The 17,755-nt window shown below is 72.2% G+C and carries 14 protein-coding genes; 4 read left to right on the top strand and 10 right to left on the bottom strand.

All coding sequences use genetic code 11. From position 1 onward, the window contains the following. Positions 1-45: 45 nt before the first annotated feature. Positions 46-576: a transcriptional regulator NrdR gene (gene nrdR, locus F6W97_RS21340; RefSeq protein ID WP_155372201.1), complete on the bottom strand. Its 531-nt coding sequence runs from the start codon at positions 574-576 to the stop codon at positions 46-48. Positions 577-976: 400 nt separating this feature from the next. Here nrdR and lexA point away from each other — a divergent pair, with 400 nt between their 5' ends. Continuing rightward, complete coding sequence (gene lexA, locus F6W97_RS21335) at positions 977-1,717, top strand: transcriptional repressor LexA (RefSeq protein ID WP_155372200.1); 741 nt, start codon at positions 977-979, stop codon at positions 1,715-1,717. Positions 1,718-1,775: 58 nt separating this feature from the next. Here lexA and F6W97_RS21330 read toward each other — a convergent pair whose 3' ends face one another. Further along, positions 1,776-3,404: a hypothetical protein gene (locus tag F6W97_RS21330; protein WP_155372199.1), complete on the bottom strand. Its 1,629-nt coding sequence runs from the start codon at positions 3,402-3,404 to the stop codon at positions 1,776-1,778. A gap of 51 nt (positions 3,405-3,455) precedes the next feature. Continuing rightward, positions 3,456-4,892: a GTPase HflX gene (hflX, locus tag F6W97_RS21325; protein ID WP_230686851.1), complete on the bottom strand. Its 1,437-nt coding sequence runs from the start codon at positions 4,890-4,892 to the stop codon at positions 3,456-3,458. A gap of 153 nt (positions 4,893-5,045) precedes the next feature. Here hflX and F6W97_RS21320 point away from each other — a divergent pair, with 153 nt between their 5' ends. Next, complete coding sequence (locus F6W97_RS21320; protein ID WP_196279253.1) at positions 5,046-6,521, top strand: NAD-dependent malic enzyme; 1,476 nt, start codon at positions 5,046-5,048, stop codon at positions 6,519-6,521. A 114-nt stretch (positions 6,522-6,635) separates the two neighbouring features. Here the strand turns inward: F6W97_RS21320 and dapF are convergent, their stop codons facing one another. Both dapF and miaA read right to left on the bottom strand, forming a co-directional pair. Next, entirely contained in the window at positions 6,636-7,436 is an 801-nt protein-coding gene (gene dapF, locus F6W97_RS21315; RefSeq protein WP_155372196.1) for a diaminopimelate epimerase, read from the bottom strand. Next, positions 7,433-8,362, bottom strand: coding sequence for a tRNA (adenosine(37)-N6)-dimethylallyltransferase MiaA (miaA, locus tag F6W97_RS21310; RefSeq protein ID WP_230686850.1), 930 nt, complete (start codon positions 8,360-8,362; stop codon positions 7,433-7,435). The genes dapF and miaA overlap by 4 nt, the downstream gene beginning before the upstream one ends. A gap of 234 nt (positions 8,363-8,596) precedes the next feature. Between miaA and F6W97_RS21305 the strand changes: the two genes are divergently transcribed. Continuing rightward, complete coding sequence (locus F6W97_RS21305) at positions 8,597-9,805, top strand: DUF349 domain-containing protein (RefSeq protein WP_155372194.1); 1,209 nt, start codon at positions 8,597-8,599, stop codon at positions 9,803-9,805. A gap of 142 nt (positions 9,806-9,947) precedes the next feature. After that, the gene (locus F6W97_RS21300) at positions 9,948-11,645 is read left to right on the top strand and encodes a cellulase family glycosylhydrolase (protein ID WP_155372193.1); all 1,698 of its coding nucleotides are present in this window, start codon (positions 9,948-9,950) and stop codon (positions 11,643-11,645) included. Between the two features lie 271 nt (positions 11,646-11,916). On the opposite strand, the gene F6W97_RS21295 is transcribed toward F6W97_RS21300, so the two are convergent. Genes F6W97_RS21295 through F6W97_RS21275 form a run of 5 tightly spaced genes read right to left on the bottom strand, consistent with a single transcriptional unit; the run spans position 11,917 to position 17,726 of the window. Continuing rightward, positions 11,917-13,317, bottom strand: coding sequence for an alkaline phosphatase family protein (locus F6W97_RS21295; protein ID WP_269059705.1), 1,401 nt, complete (start codon positions 13,315-13,317; stop codon positions 11,917-11,919). After that, positions 13,305-14,522, bottom strand: a complete 1,218-nt coding sequence (gene eboE, locus F6W97_RS21290; protein WP_155372192.1) for a metabolite traffic protein EboE — start codon at positions 14,520-14,522, stop codon at positions 13,305-13,307. Before eboE ends, F6W97_RS21295 begins: the two co-directional genes overlap by 13 nt. Beyond that, positions 14,522-15,370 (bottom strand): TatD family hydrolase, encoded by an 849-nt coding sequence (locus F6W97_RS21285; protein WP_155372191.1) that lies wholly within the window; start codon positions 15,368-15,370, stop codon positions 14,522-14,524. The genes eboE and F6W97_RS21285 overlap by 1 nt, the downstream gene beginning before the upstream one ends. Beyond that, the gene (locus F6W97_RS41420) at positions 15,370-16,875 is read right to left on the bottom strand and encodes an EboA domain-containing protein (RefSeq protein ID WP_155372190.1); all 1,506 of its coding nucleotides are present in this window, start codon (positions 16,873-16,875) and stop codon (positions 15,370-15,372) included. Before F6W97_RS41420 ends, F6W97_RS21285 begins: the two co-directional genes overlap by 1 nt. After that, positions 16,872-17,726 carry an SCO3242 family prenyltransferase gene (locus F6W97_RS21275; RefSeq protein WP_155373015.1) on the bottom strand — a complete coding sequence of 285 codons (855 nt, stop codon included), beginning with the start codon at positions 17,724-17,726 and terminating at the stop codon, positions 16,872-16,874. The genes F6W97_RS41420 and F6W97_RS21275 overlap by 4 nt, the downstream gene beginning before the upstream one ends. Between the last annotated feature and the right edge of the window lie 29 nt (positions 17,727-17,755).

The following is a 17,755-nucleotide window of genomic DNA, read 5'->3' as shown; positions in this document are numbered from 1 at the left end:
GTTTCTCACTTATCAACAATCAACTGCACGTTCTGATGCCGGGACTCAGCCGGCGACGTGACCGGCGGGCAAGCCGCTGTCGGCCTCGTCGGCGGCCGGCTCGGCTGGCTCTTGCCCAACCGCCCGGGTTTTAACCGCGGCGCGCAGCGCCTCGATCTCCCGGATGAAGTCCTCGGCGGACTGGAAGTCCTGATACACGCTGGCGAAGCGCAGGTAGGCGACCTCGTCCAGGTCGCGCAGCGGCCCGAGGATGGCCAGCCCGACCTCGCCGCTGGGCACCTCCGCCGCCCCCCGCGCGCGGACCGCCTCCTCCACCCGCTGCGCCAGCAGCGCGATGGCGTCCTCGTCGACCGGCCGGCCCTGGCAGGCCTTGCGCACGCCGCCCATGATCTTCAGGCGGCTGAACGGCTCGGTCACCCCGCTGCGCTTGACCACGGCCAGCACCGACTCCTCGACCGTGGTGAAGCGCTTGCCACATTCGGGGCAGTGCCGGCGGCGGCGGATGAGCTGGCCGTCGTCGGCTTCCCGGGAGTCCACCACGCGGGAGTCCGGGTGCCTGCAGTACGGGCATCGCATCGCTGTTCACCTCCCACGTCGTCGTCACTCGGGCGGCGTCCCGTCCCGCATTCCGGGCACGGCACCGCCGGCGTCCGCCACGTCGCGGGCGCCCGGGGGTGGGTGCGGATGCGGGGGTACGGCCATACCCCCAGATCGGGCTCTTACCCCAATCTATGGGTGGTCGGCTCGGTGCCACCACAATATGTTGGGGTTGAACCTATGCCTCAACCGACGTGTAGGCAAGTTGAAACGCCCTTGCGAGTGGCGTGTCGCGGACAACAACACGTACCGTCACCCACTCGTGAAACATGCGTGACACCGTCGACAGAGTCGTACAGATGTTTGAAACTGACATCATGTCGCATTAGTGTGTCCGGTGAGAGTCGCCGCCACTGTCACTATCCACCGGAGGTCCGACATGTCCCCCACTGAGCGAGCGTCCCGGCCCGGCCGGCCGCCCGCGGCGCCTGCCGGCGCGGGGCCTGTGCGCGCGGTCTCCGCGACCAGCGCCTCCCCCGCCGACCTCCAGTCGACCGACCTGAGCAGCCGCCAGAAGCGCATCCTCGCGGTCATCCGCGAATGGGTGGAGCAGCACGGCTACCCGCCGACCGTGCGCGAGATCGGCGAAGCCGTCGGCCTGGTCTCCCCGTCGTCGGTCGCCTACCAGCTCAAGGAGCTGGAGCGGAAGGGCTTCCTGCGCCGCGACCCGTCGCGCCCCCGCGCGGTGGACGTGCGCACCCCGGTCGACGCCGACGAGGAGGCCGCCGCCCTGCTGGCCCGGCCCACGCCGGCGTACGTGCCGCTGCTGGGCCGCATCGCCGCCGGCGGGCCGATCCTGGCCGAGGAGTCGATCGAGGAGGTGCTGCCGCTGCCGCGCGAACTGGTCGGCCAGGGCACGCTCTTCTCGCTCCAGGTCAAGGGCGACTCGATGATCGAGGCCGCCATCTGCGACGGCGACTGGGTCGTGGTGCGCCAGCAGCCCAACGCCGAGAACGGCGACATCGTCGCCGCGATGATCGACGGCGAGGCGACGGTCAAGGTCTACCGGCTGCGCGACGGCCACGTGCAGCTGATGCCGCGCAACCCGGCGTACGACCCGATCCCCGGCGACGCCGCGGTCATCCTCGGCAAGGTCGTCTTCGTGATGCGCCGCGTCTGAACCGTGCAACGTGAAGCGGCCCGCCCCCGGTGAGGGGGCGGGCCGCTTTGTTTCACGCTCAGCGGTACTGCTCGTAGCCCGGCTGGTTCGGGTAGCCGCCGTCGGGCTGGTAGTAGGCGGGCTCGGGCTGGTAGACGCCGTCGCCGCCGTACTGCTGGCCCTGGTACTGCTGGGGGCCGCCGTACTGCTGGCCGTAGCCCGGCTGGCCGTAACCGGGCTGCTGGCCGTAGCCGGGCTGGCCCTGCTGGCCGTAGCCCGGGTCGTAGCCCTGCTGGCCGCCCTCGTAGCCGTTGCCCGCGTAAACCTGCTGGCCGCCGTAGTTCGGGTCGTAGCCGCCGGGCTGGCCGTAGCCCTGGCCGCCGTACTGCTGGCCGTAGCCCGGGTCGTAGCCGCCGGGCTGCCCCTGCTCGGCGTAGTAGCCGGACTGGTAGCCGCCGCCGACGGGCGCGAGCATCGTGGTGGCCGAGTTGTCCGCGGGCTCGAAGTCGTCGTCCGCCTCGCCCTTGCGGGCCTTGCGCTTGCGGCCCTTGATCACGCCGACCACGCCGAGCACCACCAGCAGCACGCCGAACACGCCGACCCCGGCGAGCGCCATGTACAGCTGGCCGATGTCGTTGAAGAGGCTGAGGTACCAGGCCTTGCCGCCGCCCTCGGGGCCTTTCTCCGGGGCCTGCTCGTGGAACTCCTCGACGGACGGGGTGTAGCTCAGCAGCGAGGCCTTCTGCGGGGGCGCGGTCGCCGTGCGGGTCTGCTCGGTCTCCGAGACGGTGATGAACCTGCCGTCGTCGCCGTACGTGATGGCCTCGCCGAACGGCTCCTCGGGCAGGTGGGTCACCCGCGGCTTGACCTTGGTCAACGCGCCGACGATGTCGTTGCCCTTGATGTCCCACTCGAACGCGTCGGCGTAGGTGCGGAGCGCGATCTTGGTGCCGTCGGCGTTCTTGGCCGCACCGGTCACCTGGCGGCGGCCCAGGCCGCCCATCGGGTTGGCGGTCTGCGTCCGCGGCAGCGTGAGCGTGCCCAGCTCCTTCATCGGCGTCGGCTCACCACCCGCGACCAGGTCACCAGTCGGCCCGAACAGGTAGGTCTTGCCCTCGGCCGCGGTGAAGTCCCAGTCCTTGGTGACGATGATCGGCTTGCCCTCGGAGTCGATGATGAGGGCTTCGGCGTCGTACTTCTTGGTCGGGTAGGACAGCCGGTACGGGCCGGTCATCTTGCCGCCGGCGAACTTCCACAACGCGACGCGGGGGCGCTCGTGGGTGACGGTGAAGTTCTCGTTGTTGATCTTGGAGTCGCCGGTGTCGGCGATCCAGATCTCGTTGTTCGGACCGACCGCGACGTCCTCGGGATCGATCGGATCATTGTTGTACTTGTACGAGTTCGTGACCTTGCAAGCCGCATTGAGCTTGAACAGCTTCATGTTCGACTTGACGTCGTTGCTGTCGTTGATCGCGTAGTAGGAATTCCCCACCGCGACCAGGCCGGACAGCTCCGTCAGGCCGGGGGTGTTCGTCGACGGGCCCGTGATGGTGCAGACCTTCTTGCCCGGCACGGCCTTCTCCTCCGCCGCCGCACCGCTCGGAGCCGGGCTTGGCTCGGCCCCCACGGGGGCGCTGAGCAGCCCGACTCCGAGCGCGGCCGCGAAAGTGGCCGCACCTGCCTTCACCAGGAATCCCGTTAACCGCATCCGGACAGTTTGCCACGACTCGGCACTGTCCCGTGTAACGCGATTAATACGTCACGATGCGTCGGTAACCCAGTCACTATCAGTAATTGAGTAAACGCCCAGCTCAGCGGCCAGCTCCCGATCCACCCGGGCCCGGAGCTGGGTTCCGGCGGCGGTGTGTCCCGACGCCAGCACCTCACCCCTGCGGTGGACCTTCGCCACCAGATCGCCCCGTTCGTACGGGACGCAGGCGACGATCTCCACCGCCGGCACCGGCAGCCGCGACTCGATGATGTCGCGCAACTCCTCGATGCCCTGCCCGGACCGGGCCGACACGAACACCGCGTCGGGCCACTCCCGCTTGAGCCGCAGCAGCGTCTCCTGCGGGGCGGCGTCGGCCTTGTTGACCACCAGCAGCTCGGGCAGCCGGTCCGCGCCGACCTCGGCCAGCACCTCGCGCACCGCCCGCACCTGCTCCTCGGGGTCCGGGTGAGCCCCGTCGACCACGTGCACCACCAGATCGGCGTAGCCGACCTCCTCCAGCGTGGAGCGGAACGCCTCGACCAGCTGGTGCGGCAGGTGCCGCACGAAACCGACCGTGTCCGACAGGGTGTACACCCGGCCGTCGCGCGCCTCGGTGCGGCGGGTCGCCGTGTCCAGGGTCGCGAACAGCGCGTCCTCGACCAGCACCCCGGCTCCGGTGAGCCGGTTGAGCAGGCTGGACTTGCCCGCGTTGGTGTACCCGGCGATGGCCACCGACGGCACCGTGTTGCGCAGGCGACCCGCCCGCTTGGTGTCGCGGATGACGCTCATCGCGGTGATCTCCCGCTTGAGCTTGGCGATCCGGGTGCGGATACGCCTGCGGTCGGTCTCCAGCTTCGTCTCACCGGGACCACGCAGACCCACGCCGCCACCGGCGCCGCCGCCGCGACCGGAACCACCGGTCTGCCGCGACAGGGCCTCGCCCCAGCCTCGCAGGCGCGGCACCAGGTACTGCAGCTGCGCCAGCTCGACCTGGGCCTTGCCCTCCTTGCTCTTGGCGTGCTGGGCGAAGATGTCCAAGATCAGCGCGGTCCGGTCGACCACCTTGACCTTGATCTTCTGCTCCAGGTTGCGCAGCTGGCTCGGGGACAGCTCGCCGTCGCAGATCACGGTGTCCGCGCCGGTCGACTCCACCGCCGCCTTGAGCTCGTCCACCTTGCCGCGGCCGATGAATGTCGCGGCGTCAGGCTGGCTGCGCCGCTGGATCAGGCCTTCGAGCACCTGCGAGCCGGCGGTCTCCGCGAGTGCGGCGAGCTCCGCGAGGGAGTTCTCCGCATCCACGACGGTGCCGGAGGTCCAGACGCCCACCAGCACCACCCGTTCCAGCCGCAGCTGCCGGTATTCGACCTCGGTGACGTCGGCGAGCTCGGTGGAGAGCCCGGCCACCCGGCGCAGCGAATGCCGCTCCGAGAGTTCAAGGTCACCGGTGGTCTCTTCGGCCACCAGGATGTCGGGGAAAGTAGGCAAATCTGCTCCTTCGTCTCTCGATCTGTCGGCTTCAAGGTTGGCACGGAAGTACCCGGAGCGCACCTCTGTTACGCGCCCGACGCGGCGGACATCGTCAGGTGTTACCGAGGGGTTCAGCAGGCGGTGCGGGCACTCCGCCCACGGAGTGGGAAAATGAAACCGACTGACTCCACGAAAGGCGACATCGTGCCCACTACCCGCCTGCCCAGCGCCGGATACTCCATCACCGTACGCGTGGCGGTGATCGCCGACTCCTCGGCGATCGGCCGGCTCACCATGGCCGTCGGCGAAGCGGGCGCCATCGTCACCGCGGTCGACGTGGTCGACTCCGACCACCTGCGCGTGGTCGCCGACGTCACCTGCGACACCGCCGACAGCGCCCACGCCGACCAGGTCGTCAAGACCTTGGAGGCGATGGAGGGCGTGGAGGTCCGCAAGGTCTCCGACCGCACCTTCCTGCTGCACCTGGGCGGCAAGATCGAGGTCACCTCCAAGGTCAACCTGAAGACGCGTGACGAGCTGTCCCGGGCGTACACCCCGGGGGTGGCCCGGGTCTGCCAGGCCATCGCCGACAACCCCGAGGACGCCCGCCGCCTGACCATCAAGCGCAACACCGTCGCGGTCGTCACCGACGGGTCGGCCGTGCTCGGCCTGGGCAACATCGGCCCGGCCGCCGCGCTGCCGGTGATGGAGGGCAAGGCGGCCCTGTTCAAGCGCTTCGGCGGGGTCGACGCGTGGCCGGTGTGCCTGGACACCCAGGACACCGAGGAGATCATCAAGATCGTCAAGGCGATCGCCCCGGTGTACGGCGGCATCAACCTGGAGGACATCGCCGCCCCGCGCTGCTTCGAGATCGAGGCCCGGCTGCGCGAGATGCTCGACATCCCGGTCTTCCACGACGACCAGCACGGCACCGCGATCTGCGTGCTGGCCGCGCTGACAAACGCGCTGCGGGTGGTCGGCAAGAAGCTCGCCGACGTCAAGGTCGTCGTCTCCGGCGCGGGCGCGGCCGGGACCGCGATCATGAAGCTGCTGCTGAAGCAGGGCGTCGGCGACGTCATCGCGTACGACCGCCGCGGGGCTCTGCACCGCGACATGGCCAACCTCGGCCCGAACTGGCAGTGGCTGGTCGAGCACACGAACAAAGACAGCTACTCCGGCGACCTGCCCGGCGCGATCGTCGGCGCGGACGTCTTCATCGGCGTCAGCGCCCCAAACCTGCTGACCGGCGACGACATCGCCCGGATGGCCCCGAACGCGATCGTGTTCGCGCTGGCCAACCCCGACCCGGAGGTCGACCCCCGGGAGGCCCGCAAGCACGCGGCCGTGGTCGCCACCGGCCGCTCCGACCAGCCCAACCAGATCAACAACGTGCTGGCCTTCCCGGGCGTGTTCCGCGGCATGCTCGACGCCCAGGCCCGCGAGTTCACCGAGGAGATGGCCCTGGCCGCCGCGATGGCCATCGCCGACGTGGTCGGCGAGGAGAAGCTCAACCCGAGCGTCATCGTCCCCAGCGTCTTCGACCCCCGCGTGGCCCCCGCCGTAGCCGCCGCCATCCGCGCCGTAGCCCAGCAGTCCACCACCGCCTCCCTCCTCGACTCCGACCCCACCCCCATCCCGGAGTCCTGACCACCGCCCGAGCCGGGCCTCGGGCCGGCCCCGATCGGCAACTCTTAAAGAGTCGCGGCAGGTGGAAGCGCGGACCGGCGCGGCGGGACGCCGGGCCTCAGGGCCGGGCGGGCGTCAGGGGCGGCGGACGAGGGCCGTGGGGTCCAGTTCGCCGGTGTACGTGAGGACGGCGGGGCCGGCCAGCCAGGAGGTGCGCTCGTCGCGGGTGACCTCGAGGCGGCCGCCGGGGACGTCGACGGTGATCGTGCCGGTGTCGCGGCCGGAGGTGTGCAGGGCGGCCACGCCGACGGCGGTCGCGCCGGTGCCGCAGGACATGGTCTCGCCGGAGCCTCGCTCGTACACCCGCATGCGCCGGTGGTCCTCGCCCAGCTTGACCGAGAACTCGACGTTGACCCCGGCCGGGAACAGGGCCGGGTCGGTGTCCGGGGCACGGGACAGGTCGACGGCCGCGGCCACCTCGGCGGGCACGTCGCAGACCAGGTGCGGGTTGCCCATGGAGATCGCCAGCCCGGGATAGCTCACCCCGTCGATCACGGCGGTGGACTCCCCGAGCAGCGCGGGCGGGGCCATGTCGACCCGGACCAGGTCGCCCTCGACGTACGCGGTGCGCAGGCCGCCGCGCGTCGACAGCGGGATCTCCTCGCCGGCCAGGCCGGTGGTGTGCAGGTAGCGCGCGAAGACGCGGACGCCGTTGCCGCACATCTCCGACAGCGAGCCGTCGGAGTTCCAGTAGTCCATGAAGTAGACAGCCCCGGGGTCCGACGAGGGCTGCACCCGCAGCACGCCGTCGCCGCCGATGCCAAAGCGCCGGTCGCACAGGGCGGCGACCAGGGCGGGCGTCAGCTCGACGGTCCCTTCGAGATCCTCGATGATCACGAAGTCGTTGCCGGTGCCGTGCCCCTTGGTGAACTTCACGGCGTCTCCCTCACCATCCGCAGCGCCTGCTCCACCAGGTCGGGGGCGGCGCCGTCGAGCCAGCGTACCGAGGGGTCGCGGCGCAGCCACGAGCGCTGGCGCCGGACGAAGCGGCGCGTCCCGGTGACGGTGTCGTCGTGGGCCTGCTGCTCGGTGCACCTACCGTCAAGGTACGCCAGGACCTGCTGGTAGCCGAGCGCCCGCGACGCGGTCAGGCTGCCCGCGAGCCCTTCGGGCAGCAGCCGGCGCACCTCGTCGACCAGCCCGTCGGCCCACATCTTGTCCACCCGCTGCTCGACCCGGACGTCGAGGTCGGCGCGGTCCACGGCGAGCTGGAGCACCGGGTACACCGGTACCGGATCGGGCAGCGACGCGGTGAACGGCTGCCCGGTCAGCTCGATCACCTCCAGCGCGCGCACGATGCGCCGCCCGTTGCTCGGCAGGATCTTGTCCGCGGCGACCGGGTCGGCCGCGCGCAGCCGCTCGTGCAGCGGGCCGGGGCCCACCTCGGCCAGCTCGGCCTCCAGGCGGGCGCGCACGTCGGGGTCCGTACCCGGGAAGGAGAAGTCCTCCAGCACCGCCCTCTGGTACAGGCCGGACCCGCCGACCAGCAGCGCCACCCGGCCGCGGGCCTGGATGTCGTCGATCGCCGCGCGGGCCAGCCGCTGGTACTCCGCGACGCTGCTGGGCTCGGTGACCGGCCAGATGTCGAGCAGGTGGTGCGGCACGCCCTCGCGCTCGGCGACGGTGAGCTTGGCGGTGCCGATGTCCATGCCGCGGTAGAACTGCATGGAGTCGCAATTGACGACCTCACCGCCTAGGGTGTGGGCTAGCGCGAGGGACAGCGCCGACTTTCCCGCGGCGGTGGGACCGACTACCGCGATCACCGTTGCGTCCGTTTTCGCACCTGTCTCGTTCACCCGCACGGGACAACCGTAATCGGATCGTGCTCTGCTCAGCGGGGCGGAGCAGGTGCGGTGTCGGCGCGGACCCCGTAAGGTCACCTTGTCCTGGGCGCGCGCCGCGCGTCCAGCCGGACCTGTGACAATGCTGAAGGAGAGACGAACTACTCTCCCCGGTGGAACGGGTCAACTGCGCTGTGGCGGCGACCTCGCACGTGATGGCGAGGTTCGGTCGGGAAGAACGAGGATGGGCACATCATGAGCGACTGGGCATCGTATGGCCGGGTGGACGCGGACGGCACGGTCTGGGTGAAGTCGGCCGCGGGCGAGCGCGCCGTCGGATCATGGCAGGCCGGCACCCCGGAAGAGGGGCTGGCGCACTTCGTCCGCCGGTACGAGGATCTCGTCACCGAGGTCGACCTCATCGAGACCCGTCTCAAGTCCGGGGCCGCTGACGCCTCGCAGACCCTGACCACGGTCAAGCGGCTGCGCGCCGGCCTGGACGAGGCGCACGTCGTCGGCGACATCGACGGCCTGGCCGCGCGGCTGGACCGGCTGACCACCCTGGCCGAGGAGAAGGCGGGCGAGGCCAAGGCCGCTCGTGACGCCGCCCGGGTCGAGGCTGTCGCCCGCAAGACCGCCCTGGTCGACGAGGCCGAGAAGCTCGCCGCCGAGTCCACCAGCTGGAAGGCGACCGGCGACCGGTTCAAGGAGATCCTCGACGAGTGGAAGACCATTCGCGGGGTCGACAAGAAGACCGACGGTGACCTGTGGAAGCGCTTCTCGGTCGCCCGGGACAGCTTCACCCGCCGCCGTGGCGGCCACTTCGCCACCCTCGACGCCGCCCGCAAGCAGGCCCAGACCGCCAAGGACGACCTCGTCGCCGAGGCCGAGACGCTGGCCGACTCCACCGACTGGGCGGCCACCGCGGCCCGGCTCAAGGAGCTCATGGCCGACTGGAAGGCCGCACCGCGCGCCTCCAAGGAGGCCGAGCAGAAGCTGTGGGACCGGTTCCGTGCCGCGCAGGACGCGTTCTTCACGCGCCGCAGCGAGGTCTTCTCGGCTCGTGACAACGAGCAGAAGGCGGCCCTGACCCGCCGTCAGGAGCTGCTGGCGCAGGCCGAGGCCATCGACGTGGACGCCGACCCGAAGGCCGCGCAGAACGCGCTGCGCGAGATCCAGGGCCAGTGGCACGACACCGGCCGGGTCCCCCGCGAGAACGTGGCCGGGCTGGACCGCCGCCTGCGCGCGATCGAGGACAAGGTGCGCGACGCGATGGACGCCGCCTGGCGGCGCACCGAGCCTTCGGCGAACCCGCTGCTCAAGCAGATGCGCGAGCAGGTGGCCGAGGCCGAGGCGCGGCTGGAGCGGGCGCAGGCCGCCGGCGACACCAAGCGCATCAAGGAGGCCGAGCAGGCCCTGGCCGGCAAGAGGAACTTCCTGGCGCTGGCGGAGAAGTCGAGCTGATCTGAAGCTGAACCAAGGGGGCGGTCGCGCGAGCGGCCGCCCCCTTGCTGTGTACGCCATCGGCGGTGCACGATGTACCCGGAGCCAGGGCAGGCACGCATTTCCCGATCAAGCACGTCCGTTGTGGATGGAGCAATCCGAAATGCGTTGGAAGACTCGCACGACCGCGTTCACCGCGGCCCTGGCCGCCGCGCTCGCCGCCGCAGCCACCGCCCTCGTGGCGATCACCTTCTCGGCCGGACCCGCCAGTGCCGACACCGGCACGGGATACCTGCGCACGAGCGGCCGCAACATCGTCGACAGCACCGGCCGCACGGTGCGCCTGACCGGCATCAACTGGTTCGGCATGGAGACCGACAACAAGACCTTCCACGGCCTGTGGGCCAACGCCCCCGCCACCTGGAAGGGCCAGCTCGACCGGATGGCCGCGCTGGGCTTCAACACCCTGCGCGTGCCGTACTCCGGCGACGCGCTCAAGGCCGGGGCGGTCGCCACCGGCATCAACGACTTCACCAACCCCGACCTGGTCGGCAACTCGCCGCTGCAGATCCTCGACAAGGTGGTCGCCTACGCGGGCACCAAGGGCATGCGGGTGATCCTGGACCGGCACCGGCCGACCGCGGCCGGGCAGACCCCGCTCTGGTACACCGCGTCGGTCTCCGAGGCCAGCATGACCGCCGACTGGGTGATGCTCGCCCAGCGGTACGCCGGCAACCCGACGGTGATCGGCGCCGACCTGTTCAACGAGCCGCACGCCGAGGGCACCGAGCCCAACTCCACCGGCGCCTGCTGGGGCTGCGACGTGCAGGCCCGCGACTGGCGGCTGGCCGCCGAGCGCATCGGCAACGCGGTGCTCGCCGCCAACCCCAACTGGCTGATCTTCGTCGAGGGCGTGAGCTGCCTGTCCGGCGGCGTCGCCAACGAGTGGGACAACATCCCCGACGACCCGATGGCCTGCGACTGGTGGGGCGGCAACCTGTCCGCCGCGATCGACAAACCTGTCCGCCTGAACGTCGCCAACCGGCTCGTCTACTCCCCGCACGAGTACGGCATCTCCGTGTACGACCGGCAGAAGTGGTTCAACGACCCGAACTTCCCGAACAACATGCCCGCGGTCTGGGACTTCTTCTGGGGCAAGCTGGCCAAGCAGAACGTCGCCCCGATCCTGGTCGGCGAGTTCGGCAGCACGCTGGCCAACCCGCTGGACACCCAGTGGCTGACCAAGCTGATGGCCTACATCGGCGAGAACGGGCTGTCGTTCACGTACTGGTCGTGGAACCCGAACTCCGGTGACACCGGCGGCATCGCGCTGGACGACTGGTACTCGATCAACCAGACGAAGTACAACATCCTCCAGCCGTACCTGAACCCGCCGTCGGGCAACCCGAACCCGACCACCCCGGGGCCGTCGCCGTCGGTCTCGCCGTCCCGGCCGCCGTCGCCGTCGCCGTCGGTCTCCCCCTCACGGCCGCCGTCGCCGTCGGTCTCGCCGTCGGCGTCACCCTCGACGCCGCCGAGCCCCGGCACCGGGGCCTGCACGAAGGTCGTCGTGATCACGAATTCGTGGCAGGGCGGATACCAGGCCGAGGTGCGGGTGACCAACACCGGGACCAGCGCCGTCAACCCGTGGACGGTGACCTGGACCGTGCCGAGCGGGGTCGCGCTGACCAACGGCTGGAACGCGACGGTCACCCAGAGCGGCACCACGTTCACGGCGGCCGCGCCGAGCTGGAGCACGTCGCTGGCCGCGGGCGCCACGGCGACGATCGGCTTCACCGCGACCGGGCCGTCCTCGCCGGCCCCGAGCAACGTACGCCTCAACGGTGCGGCCTGCGCCTGACCTTGCCGCCCACCCGAGTACCGGCGCGTCCATCTGTTTAGGACAATGGACGCGCCGGGAACATGGCACCTGGCGTCCTGCATCGATCCCACCGGCGATCGCCGGAGATGGGCGCCAGGTCTCGCCGGCCCGAGTGCGACCGCCGCACCGGGCCGGCGAGGTTCTCACCCCGCCCCCACCTGCCGCAACTCTTAAAGAGTCGCGGCTTCACGGCCACCCCGTAGCCGCGACTCTTCAAGAGTTGCGGCACGGGTGGGACGGCGGCGTGGGGTTAGGAGGTGGGTGGGGTGAGGCCGGCGAGGCGGAGGAGGAGGGGTTTCACGTCGGTGGCGGCGAAGGCGTCACGCTGCTGGGACGGGTCGGAGCAGATGAGTAGGGGGCCGTCGGCGGCGTCGGTGGGCAGGCGGCCGTGGGAGCCGCGGACGGCTCGGGCGCCCGCGTCGAGGCCGACGACGTTCATCAGGTAGCGCATGCCCGCCTTCTTGCGGAGCAGGGCGGTGGCGGCGCGGCGTTTGGCGGCGGCGGGGGCGGCCGGGTCGAAGAACAGCTCGGCGGGGTCGTAGCCGGGCTTGCGGTGGATCTCGACTAGGCGGGCGAAGTCAGGGGCCTTGGTGTCGTCGAGCCAGTAGTAGTAGGTGAACCAGGCGTCCGGTTCGGCGACCAGGACCAGCTCGCCGGAGCGGGGGTGGTCGAGGCCGTAGGCGGCCTTGCCCGCCTCGTCGAGCACCTGGGCCACGCCTGGGAGGTTCGCGCAGATCTTGGCGGCCACGGCCCGGTCGGCGGGATCGGCCACGTAGACGTGCGCGACCTGGTGGTCGGCGACGGCGAAGGCCCGCGAGGTCCACGGATCGAGGTATTCCATGCCGGCCTGGGTGTGCACGCGCAGCAGGCCCTCGGCCCGCAGCGCCCGGTTGATGTCCACGGGCCGGCGCACCGGCGTGATGCCGTACTCCGACAGCGCCACCACGGTCGCCCCGCGTGCTTGCGCGGCGTCGAGCAGCGGACCGAGCACCTCGTCGAGTTCGCGCGCGGCCGCGGCGGCCTCGGGACCGTACGGGCCGAAGCGCTGCAGGTCGTAGTCGAGGTGCGGCAGGTAGACCAGGGTCAGGTCGGGTGAGTGGGCGGCCATGATGTGCCGGGCCGCGGCGGCGATCCAGCGGGTCGAGGCGATGCCGGCCCCCGGCCCCCAGAACTGGAACAGCGGGAACGTGCCCAGCTCGGCGGTGAGCGCGTCGTGCAGCTGCGGCGGGTCGGTGTAGCAGTCGGGCTCCTTGCGCCCGTCCGCCCGGTACACGGGCCGCGGCGTGACGGTCCAGTCGACGTCGGCGCCCATGGCGTACCACCAGCAGACGTTGGCCACCGTGTAGCCGGGGCGGGCCTTGCGCGCCGCCTGCCAGACCTTCTCGCCGCCGACCAGCGCGTGGTGCTGCCGCCACAGCAGCACCTCGCCGAGGTCGCGGAAGTACCAGCCGTTGCCGACGATGCCGTGCTGGGCCGGCATGACGCCGGTGAGCAGGGTCGACTGCGCCGAGCAGGTGACCGCGGGCAGCACGGTGCCGAGCGGGGCGGCGAAGCCGGTGTCGGCGAGCGCCCGCAGCCGGGGCATGTGCTCCAGCAGGCGGGAGGTCAGCCCGACGACGTCGAGCACGACCAGCGGGGTCACGGTGTCCACGGGCGGACCTCCTGCAGTTCCATCATCTCCAGCGGCGCGGTCGGGCCGCCCGGGGTCAGCCCGAGCGCGATCAGCTCGTCGCGGGCGAACGCCAGCTCCGCCGCGATCCCCGCGGCCAGCTGCGCGGGGGTGACCGGCCGCTGTGCCGGGGGCAGCACGTTCCAGGTGTACGTCTCCACGTCCACGTGGTCGCAGCCCGCGGTCGGCCCGCCGAACAGCTCCTTGAGCGCGACCCGCAGCTCGGGCAGGGTGCTGCCGAGCGGCGCGGCCGGTTCGGCGTGCAGCGGCACGTGGTAGTGCACCCGCCACGGCTGCGGGGTGCGGCGCGGGCGCGGCAGCAGCCGGTCCAGGGCTTCGCCGAGGTCGTCGGCGGCCTCGCCGCGCGAGCCCCGGGTCTGGTGCAGGAAACGCGGCTCGTCGTAGCCGCGCAGCACGGCCTGGGCCGCGACCGGGTCGTCGGCGGTCAGCGCGGCGGACACCTGCACCTTCATCACCGGCAGCCCGGCCCGCGCGAGCCGGGACAGCGCCTCGGCGGGCTCCTCCCACGCGCAGGCCAGGTGCGCGAGGTCGAGGCATACGCCGAGCCAGTCGCCGTCCATGCCGGCCCACAGCCGGGCGGCCTGCTCGGTGGTCTCCACCACGCAGCCGGGCTCGGGTTCGAAGCCGACCTGCACGGTGCGGCCGGTGCGCCCGGCGATGGCGGCCAGGCCGTCGGCCAGCTCGTCCAGCACCCGCCCGGCCGTGCCGGCGCGCTCGGTGTCCCAGGGTTCGCGCCAGGCCAGCGGCAGCGTCGAGATGGAGCCGCGCACCGCGTCGTCGGGCAGCAGGTCGGCCAGCACCACGGCCAGGTCCAGGGTGTAGCGCAGCCGCTCCGGGGTGGTCCAGTCCGGGTGGTACACCGCGTGCTTGACGACCTCGGCCTGGAACGACTGGTACGGGAACCCGTTGAGGGTGACCACCTCCAGCCCGCGCGAGTCCAGCTCCCGCCGCAGCGTGCGGCGCAGGTGCGGCTCGGCGGCCAGCGCGGACGCCGCGGGCGCGGCCAGCCACAGGCCCAGCCCCAGCACATCCGCGTCCAGTTCCCGGCGGATCGCGGTGCCGTACGTGTCGAGCTGCGCCACGATGCCGTCGAGGTCCTCGGCCGGGTGCACGTTGGTGCAGTAGCTCAGGTGCACGGTCTGCCCGTCGGGATGGAACAGCCGCATCAGGCGCCACCCCGCTTGATCGAGTTCCCGGCGAAGTCGGCGGGCGCGTCCGCGTCGGACAGGTCGAGCCGCCCGGACTGGCCGTAGAACTCGACCGGGTTGCGCCACAGCACCCGGTCCACGTCGTCGTCGCTGAACCCGGCCGCGAGCATCGCCTCGCCGGTGCGCCGGGTGAGCAGCGGGTCGGAGCGGCCCCAGTCGGCCGCCGAGTTGACCAGCATGCGCTCGGTGCCGTGGCGGCGCAGCAGCTCCACCATGCGCGGCGGCGACATCTTGGTGTCCGGATAGATCGAGAAGCCCAGCCAGCACCCGCTGTCGCGGACCAGCTCGACGGTCACCTCGTTGAGATGGTCGATGACCACCCGGGCCGGGTCTATGCCGGACTCCTTGACCACGTCCAGGCTGCGCTGCGTGCCGCGTACCTTGTCCCGGTGCGGCGTGTGCACCAGCGCCGGCAGATCGAACTCCACCGCCAGCCCCAGCTGTACCGCGAACGCGTGGTCCTCCTGCGGCGTCATCGAGTCGTACCCGATCTCCCCGACCGCGACCACTGCGTCCTTGTCCAGGTAGCGCGGGACCAGTTCGAGCACCTCGCGGCAGCGCGGGTCGTTGGCCTCCTTCGGGTTCAGCGCGATCGTGGCGAAGTGCCGGATGCCGAACTGCCCGGCCCGGAACGGCTCCCAGCCGATCAGCGCGTCGAAGTAGTCGGCGAAGGAACCCGGGCTGGTACGCGGCTGGCCCAGCCAGAACGCGGGCTCCACCACGGCACGCACCCCGGCGGCGGCCATCGCCTCGTAGTCGTCGGTGGTGCGTGAGGTCATGTGCACGTGCGGGTCGAAGATGCGCATCAGATCCCCTTCTCGGCTTTGAGCCGGGCCAGCAGCGCCGCGGCGTCGGCGGGCAGCTCGCGCCCGGCGGCGTGGCGCTCGTCGGCGACCCCGGCCAGCATCGCGGCGAGTTCGCTGTCGGCCCGGTGGTCCAGGTCGTCCACGCAGGTCAGCGCGATGCCCATGAACACGCACTTGACGACGGCCTGGCGCCAGGCGGCGGCGTCCAGATGTGCCGCGTACGGGCCCAGCGCCGCGGCGACCAGCCGGGTGTCGTTGGTGCGGATCGCGTCATGCAGCAGCTCGACCGCGCTCGCGCCGACCGGCAGCAGCGGCAGCGCGCGCAGCACGGCCCGCTTCTCCGCGGCGTCGCCGTGCCGGTAGAGCGCGCGGGCCTGCGCCACCGCCCGTTCGGCGGGCAGCGTGGCCAGCAGCACCGCGCGGGCTGCCTCGTCGGCGGTCCAGCCGGGCAGGACCTCGCCCCGTCCGCATCGGCGGGCCGCGGCCGGGAACAGCCGGCTGATCACGGACGGGTCGGCGGCCACCCGGCGCAGCGCCTCGTCCAGCCAGCCGCCGTCGTCCACGGCGGCCAGGGCTGCCCGCAGCACCTCCGGCGCGGGCACCGCCCCGGCCGGGCGGCGCTGCCCCGGGGCACGCTGCCCCAGCGTGGGGGCACGGTCGGCCGCGCCACCGGACTGCCCGGCGGCGGCGCGCAGGAACGTCAGCGAGCGCCCTGCCACGTCCGGGGCGGCGTGCGAGTGCCGGGGCAGTTCCACCCCGACCAGGCCGCGGTATCCGATGTCGGCCAGCGCCCGCAGCACCGGCGGGAACTCGATCTCGCCCTCGCCGAACTCCAGGTGCTCGTGCACGCCCCGGCGCATGTCCTCGATCTGCACGTTGACCAGCCACGGCGCGGCCGCCACGACGCAGTCGGCGACCGGCTCGGGCTCCAGGCACCGGCAGTGCCCGAGATCGAGGGTCAGCCCGAACGCGCGCGGCATGCCCAGCGCCCGGTGCAGCGTCCGCCACCCCGCCAGGTCCTGCACGAACATGCCCGGCTCCGGCTCGAAACCGACCGGCACCGCGGCCTTGGACGCCGCCTCGGTGAGCCGCGCACAGCCGTCGACCAGCCGGTCCCAGGCCAGCTGCGGATCGACCGACGGCGGGCGCACCCCCGACCAGCACGACATCGCCTCCGCACCCAGGTCGGACGCGATGGACACGGCGCGCAGCAGGAAGTCCAGCCGCACCTCACGCTCGTCGTGCAGCAGCGTCGGCGCGTGTTTGCGGCGCGGGTCGAGCAGGTAGCGCGCGCCCGTCTCGATCACCACGGACAGGCCCAGCTCCATCAGCCGGGTGGCCAGGCCGGAGACCCGGCGGGCCAGGCCGGGGGCGTACGGGTCGAGGTGGTGGTGGTCGAGGGTCAGCGCGACGCCGTCGTAGCCGAGGTCGGCGAGCACCGCCAGCGCGTCGCCGAGGCGGTGGTTGGCGAAGCCGTTGGTGCCGTACCCGAAGCGCAGGTTCATGTGGCCGAGATCCTCCGGACCAGGCGCCGGGCCAGCGGCGCGAGAGCGGCCAGCGCCAGCCCGGTGACACCTGCCCCGGTCCGGGCGGCCAGGGTGCCCTGCAACGTGGGCAGGCCGGTGATGCCCGAGCCGACGGCGGCGCGGACCCGGGCCGCGTCCGGCTGGGCCGCCGCGCGCGCCTGCGCCCGGCCGTAGTGGGTGAGATACCAGCCGGCCAGCGCCACGGGCAGCACGGCCCGCCAGCCCTTCTGCCGGCTCGCCCCGGCCGCGGTCGCGGCGACGGCCACCGTCCCGGCCAGCGTCGCCACCGGCAGGCTCGCGTCCGTGCCGGACACCTCGCGCCGCGACAGCGCGGTGACGGTGTACGTGTGCGCGGCCACCGTCAGCGCCGCGGGCAGCGCCTTCGCGGCCCGCCCGGTCGACGCGCCGAGCAGCACGTCCAGCCCCCGGCAGGCGGCCATGACGGCCGGTCCCGCCGCGGTGTTCTTGGCCTTCACGTCATACGCCCACACGGTGGCGGCCAGCGGCACCGCGGTGGCCAGCCCGCGGCGGCCGCCCGCCCACGCGGCCAGGCCCACCCCGGCAGCCGTCAGCCCGGCGGCCAGGCCGAGCGCGGCCCGGGGCGACACCCGTCCGCTGGGGATCGGCCGCTCCGGCCGCTCGACCGCGTCGAGGTCCCGATCGGCCCAGTCGTTGGCGGCCATGCCCGCCCAGTACAGGCACACCGACGCCGCCGCCAGCCCCGGCGTGCGCCGGTTCAGCGTTCCCGCGGCCGCCGCCCCGGCGATCACGTCCCCCGGCACCGACAGCGCCGCGGGTGCCCGCACCAGCTCAGCCAGGTCGCGCACCATGCCCGCCCAGCGGCTGCCCGCCCAGCGGC

The organism is Catellatospora vulcania (assembly GCF_009720385.1).
In the GTDB taxonomy this organism is placed as follows: Bacteria; Actinomycetota; Actinomycetes; order Mycobacteriales; family Micromonosporaceae; genus Catellatospora; species Catellatospora vulcania.
Note: the sequence above shows the minus strand (reverse complement) of the source record. Positions and strands in the feature narration are given on the sequence as shown.

Excerpts from the sequence above, each read along its gene's own strand:
- nrdR (WP_155372201.1), bottom strand. The coding sequence starts at position 576 with ATGCGATGCCCGTACTGCAGGCACCCGGACTCCCGCGTGGTGGACTCC.
- lexA (WP_155372200.1), top strand. The coding sequence starts at position 977 with ATGTCCCCCACTGAGCGAGCGTCCCGGCCCGGCCGGCCGCCCGCGGCG.
- F6W97_RS21330 (WP_155372199.1), bottom strand. The coding sequence starts at position 3,404 with ATGCGGTTAACGGGATTCCTGGTGAAGGCAGGTGCGGCCACTTTCGCG.
- F6W97_RS21320 (WP_196279253.1), top strand. The coding sequence starts at position 5,046 with ATGAAACCGACTGACTCCACGAAAGGCGACATCGTGCCCACTACCCGC.
- F6W97_RS21305 (WP_155372194.1), top strand. The coding sequence starts at position 8,597 with ATGAGCGACTGGGCATCGTATGGCCGGGTGGACGCGGACGGCACGGTC.
- F6W97_RS21300 (WP_155372193.1), top strand. The coding sequence starts at position 9,948 with ATGCGTTGGAAGACTCGCACGACCGCGTTCACCGCGGCCCTGGCCGCC.
- eboE (WP_155372192.1), bottom strand. The coding sequence starts at position 14,522 with ATGCGGCTGTTCCATCCCGACGGGCAGACCGTGCACCTGAGCTACTGC.
- F6W97_RS21285 (WP_155372191.1), bottom strand. The coding sequence starts at position 15,370 with ATGCGCATCTTCGACCCGCACGTGCACATGACCTCACGCACCACCGAC.
- F6W97_RS41420 (WP_155372190.1), bottom strand. The coding sequence starts at position 16,875 with ATGAACCTGCGCTTCGGGTACGGCACCAACGGCTTCGCCAACCACCGC.
- F6W97_RS21275 (WP_155373015.1), bottom strand. The coding sequence starts at position 17,726 with ATGGTGCGCGACCTGGCTGAGCTGGTGCGGGCACCCGCGGCGCTGTCG.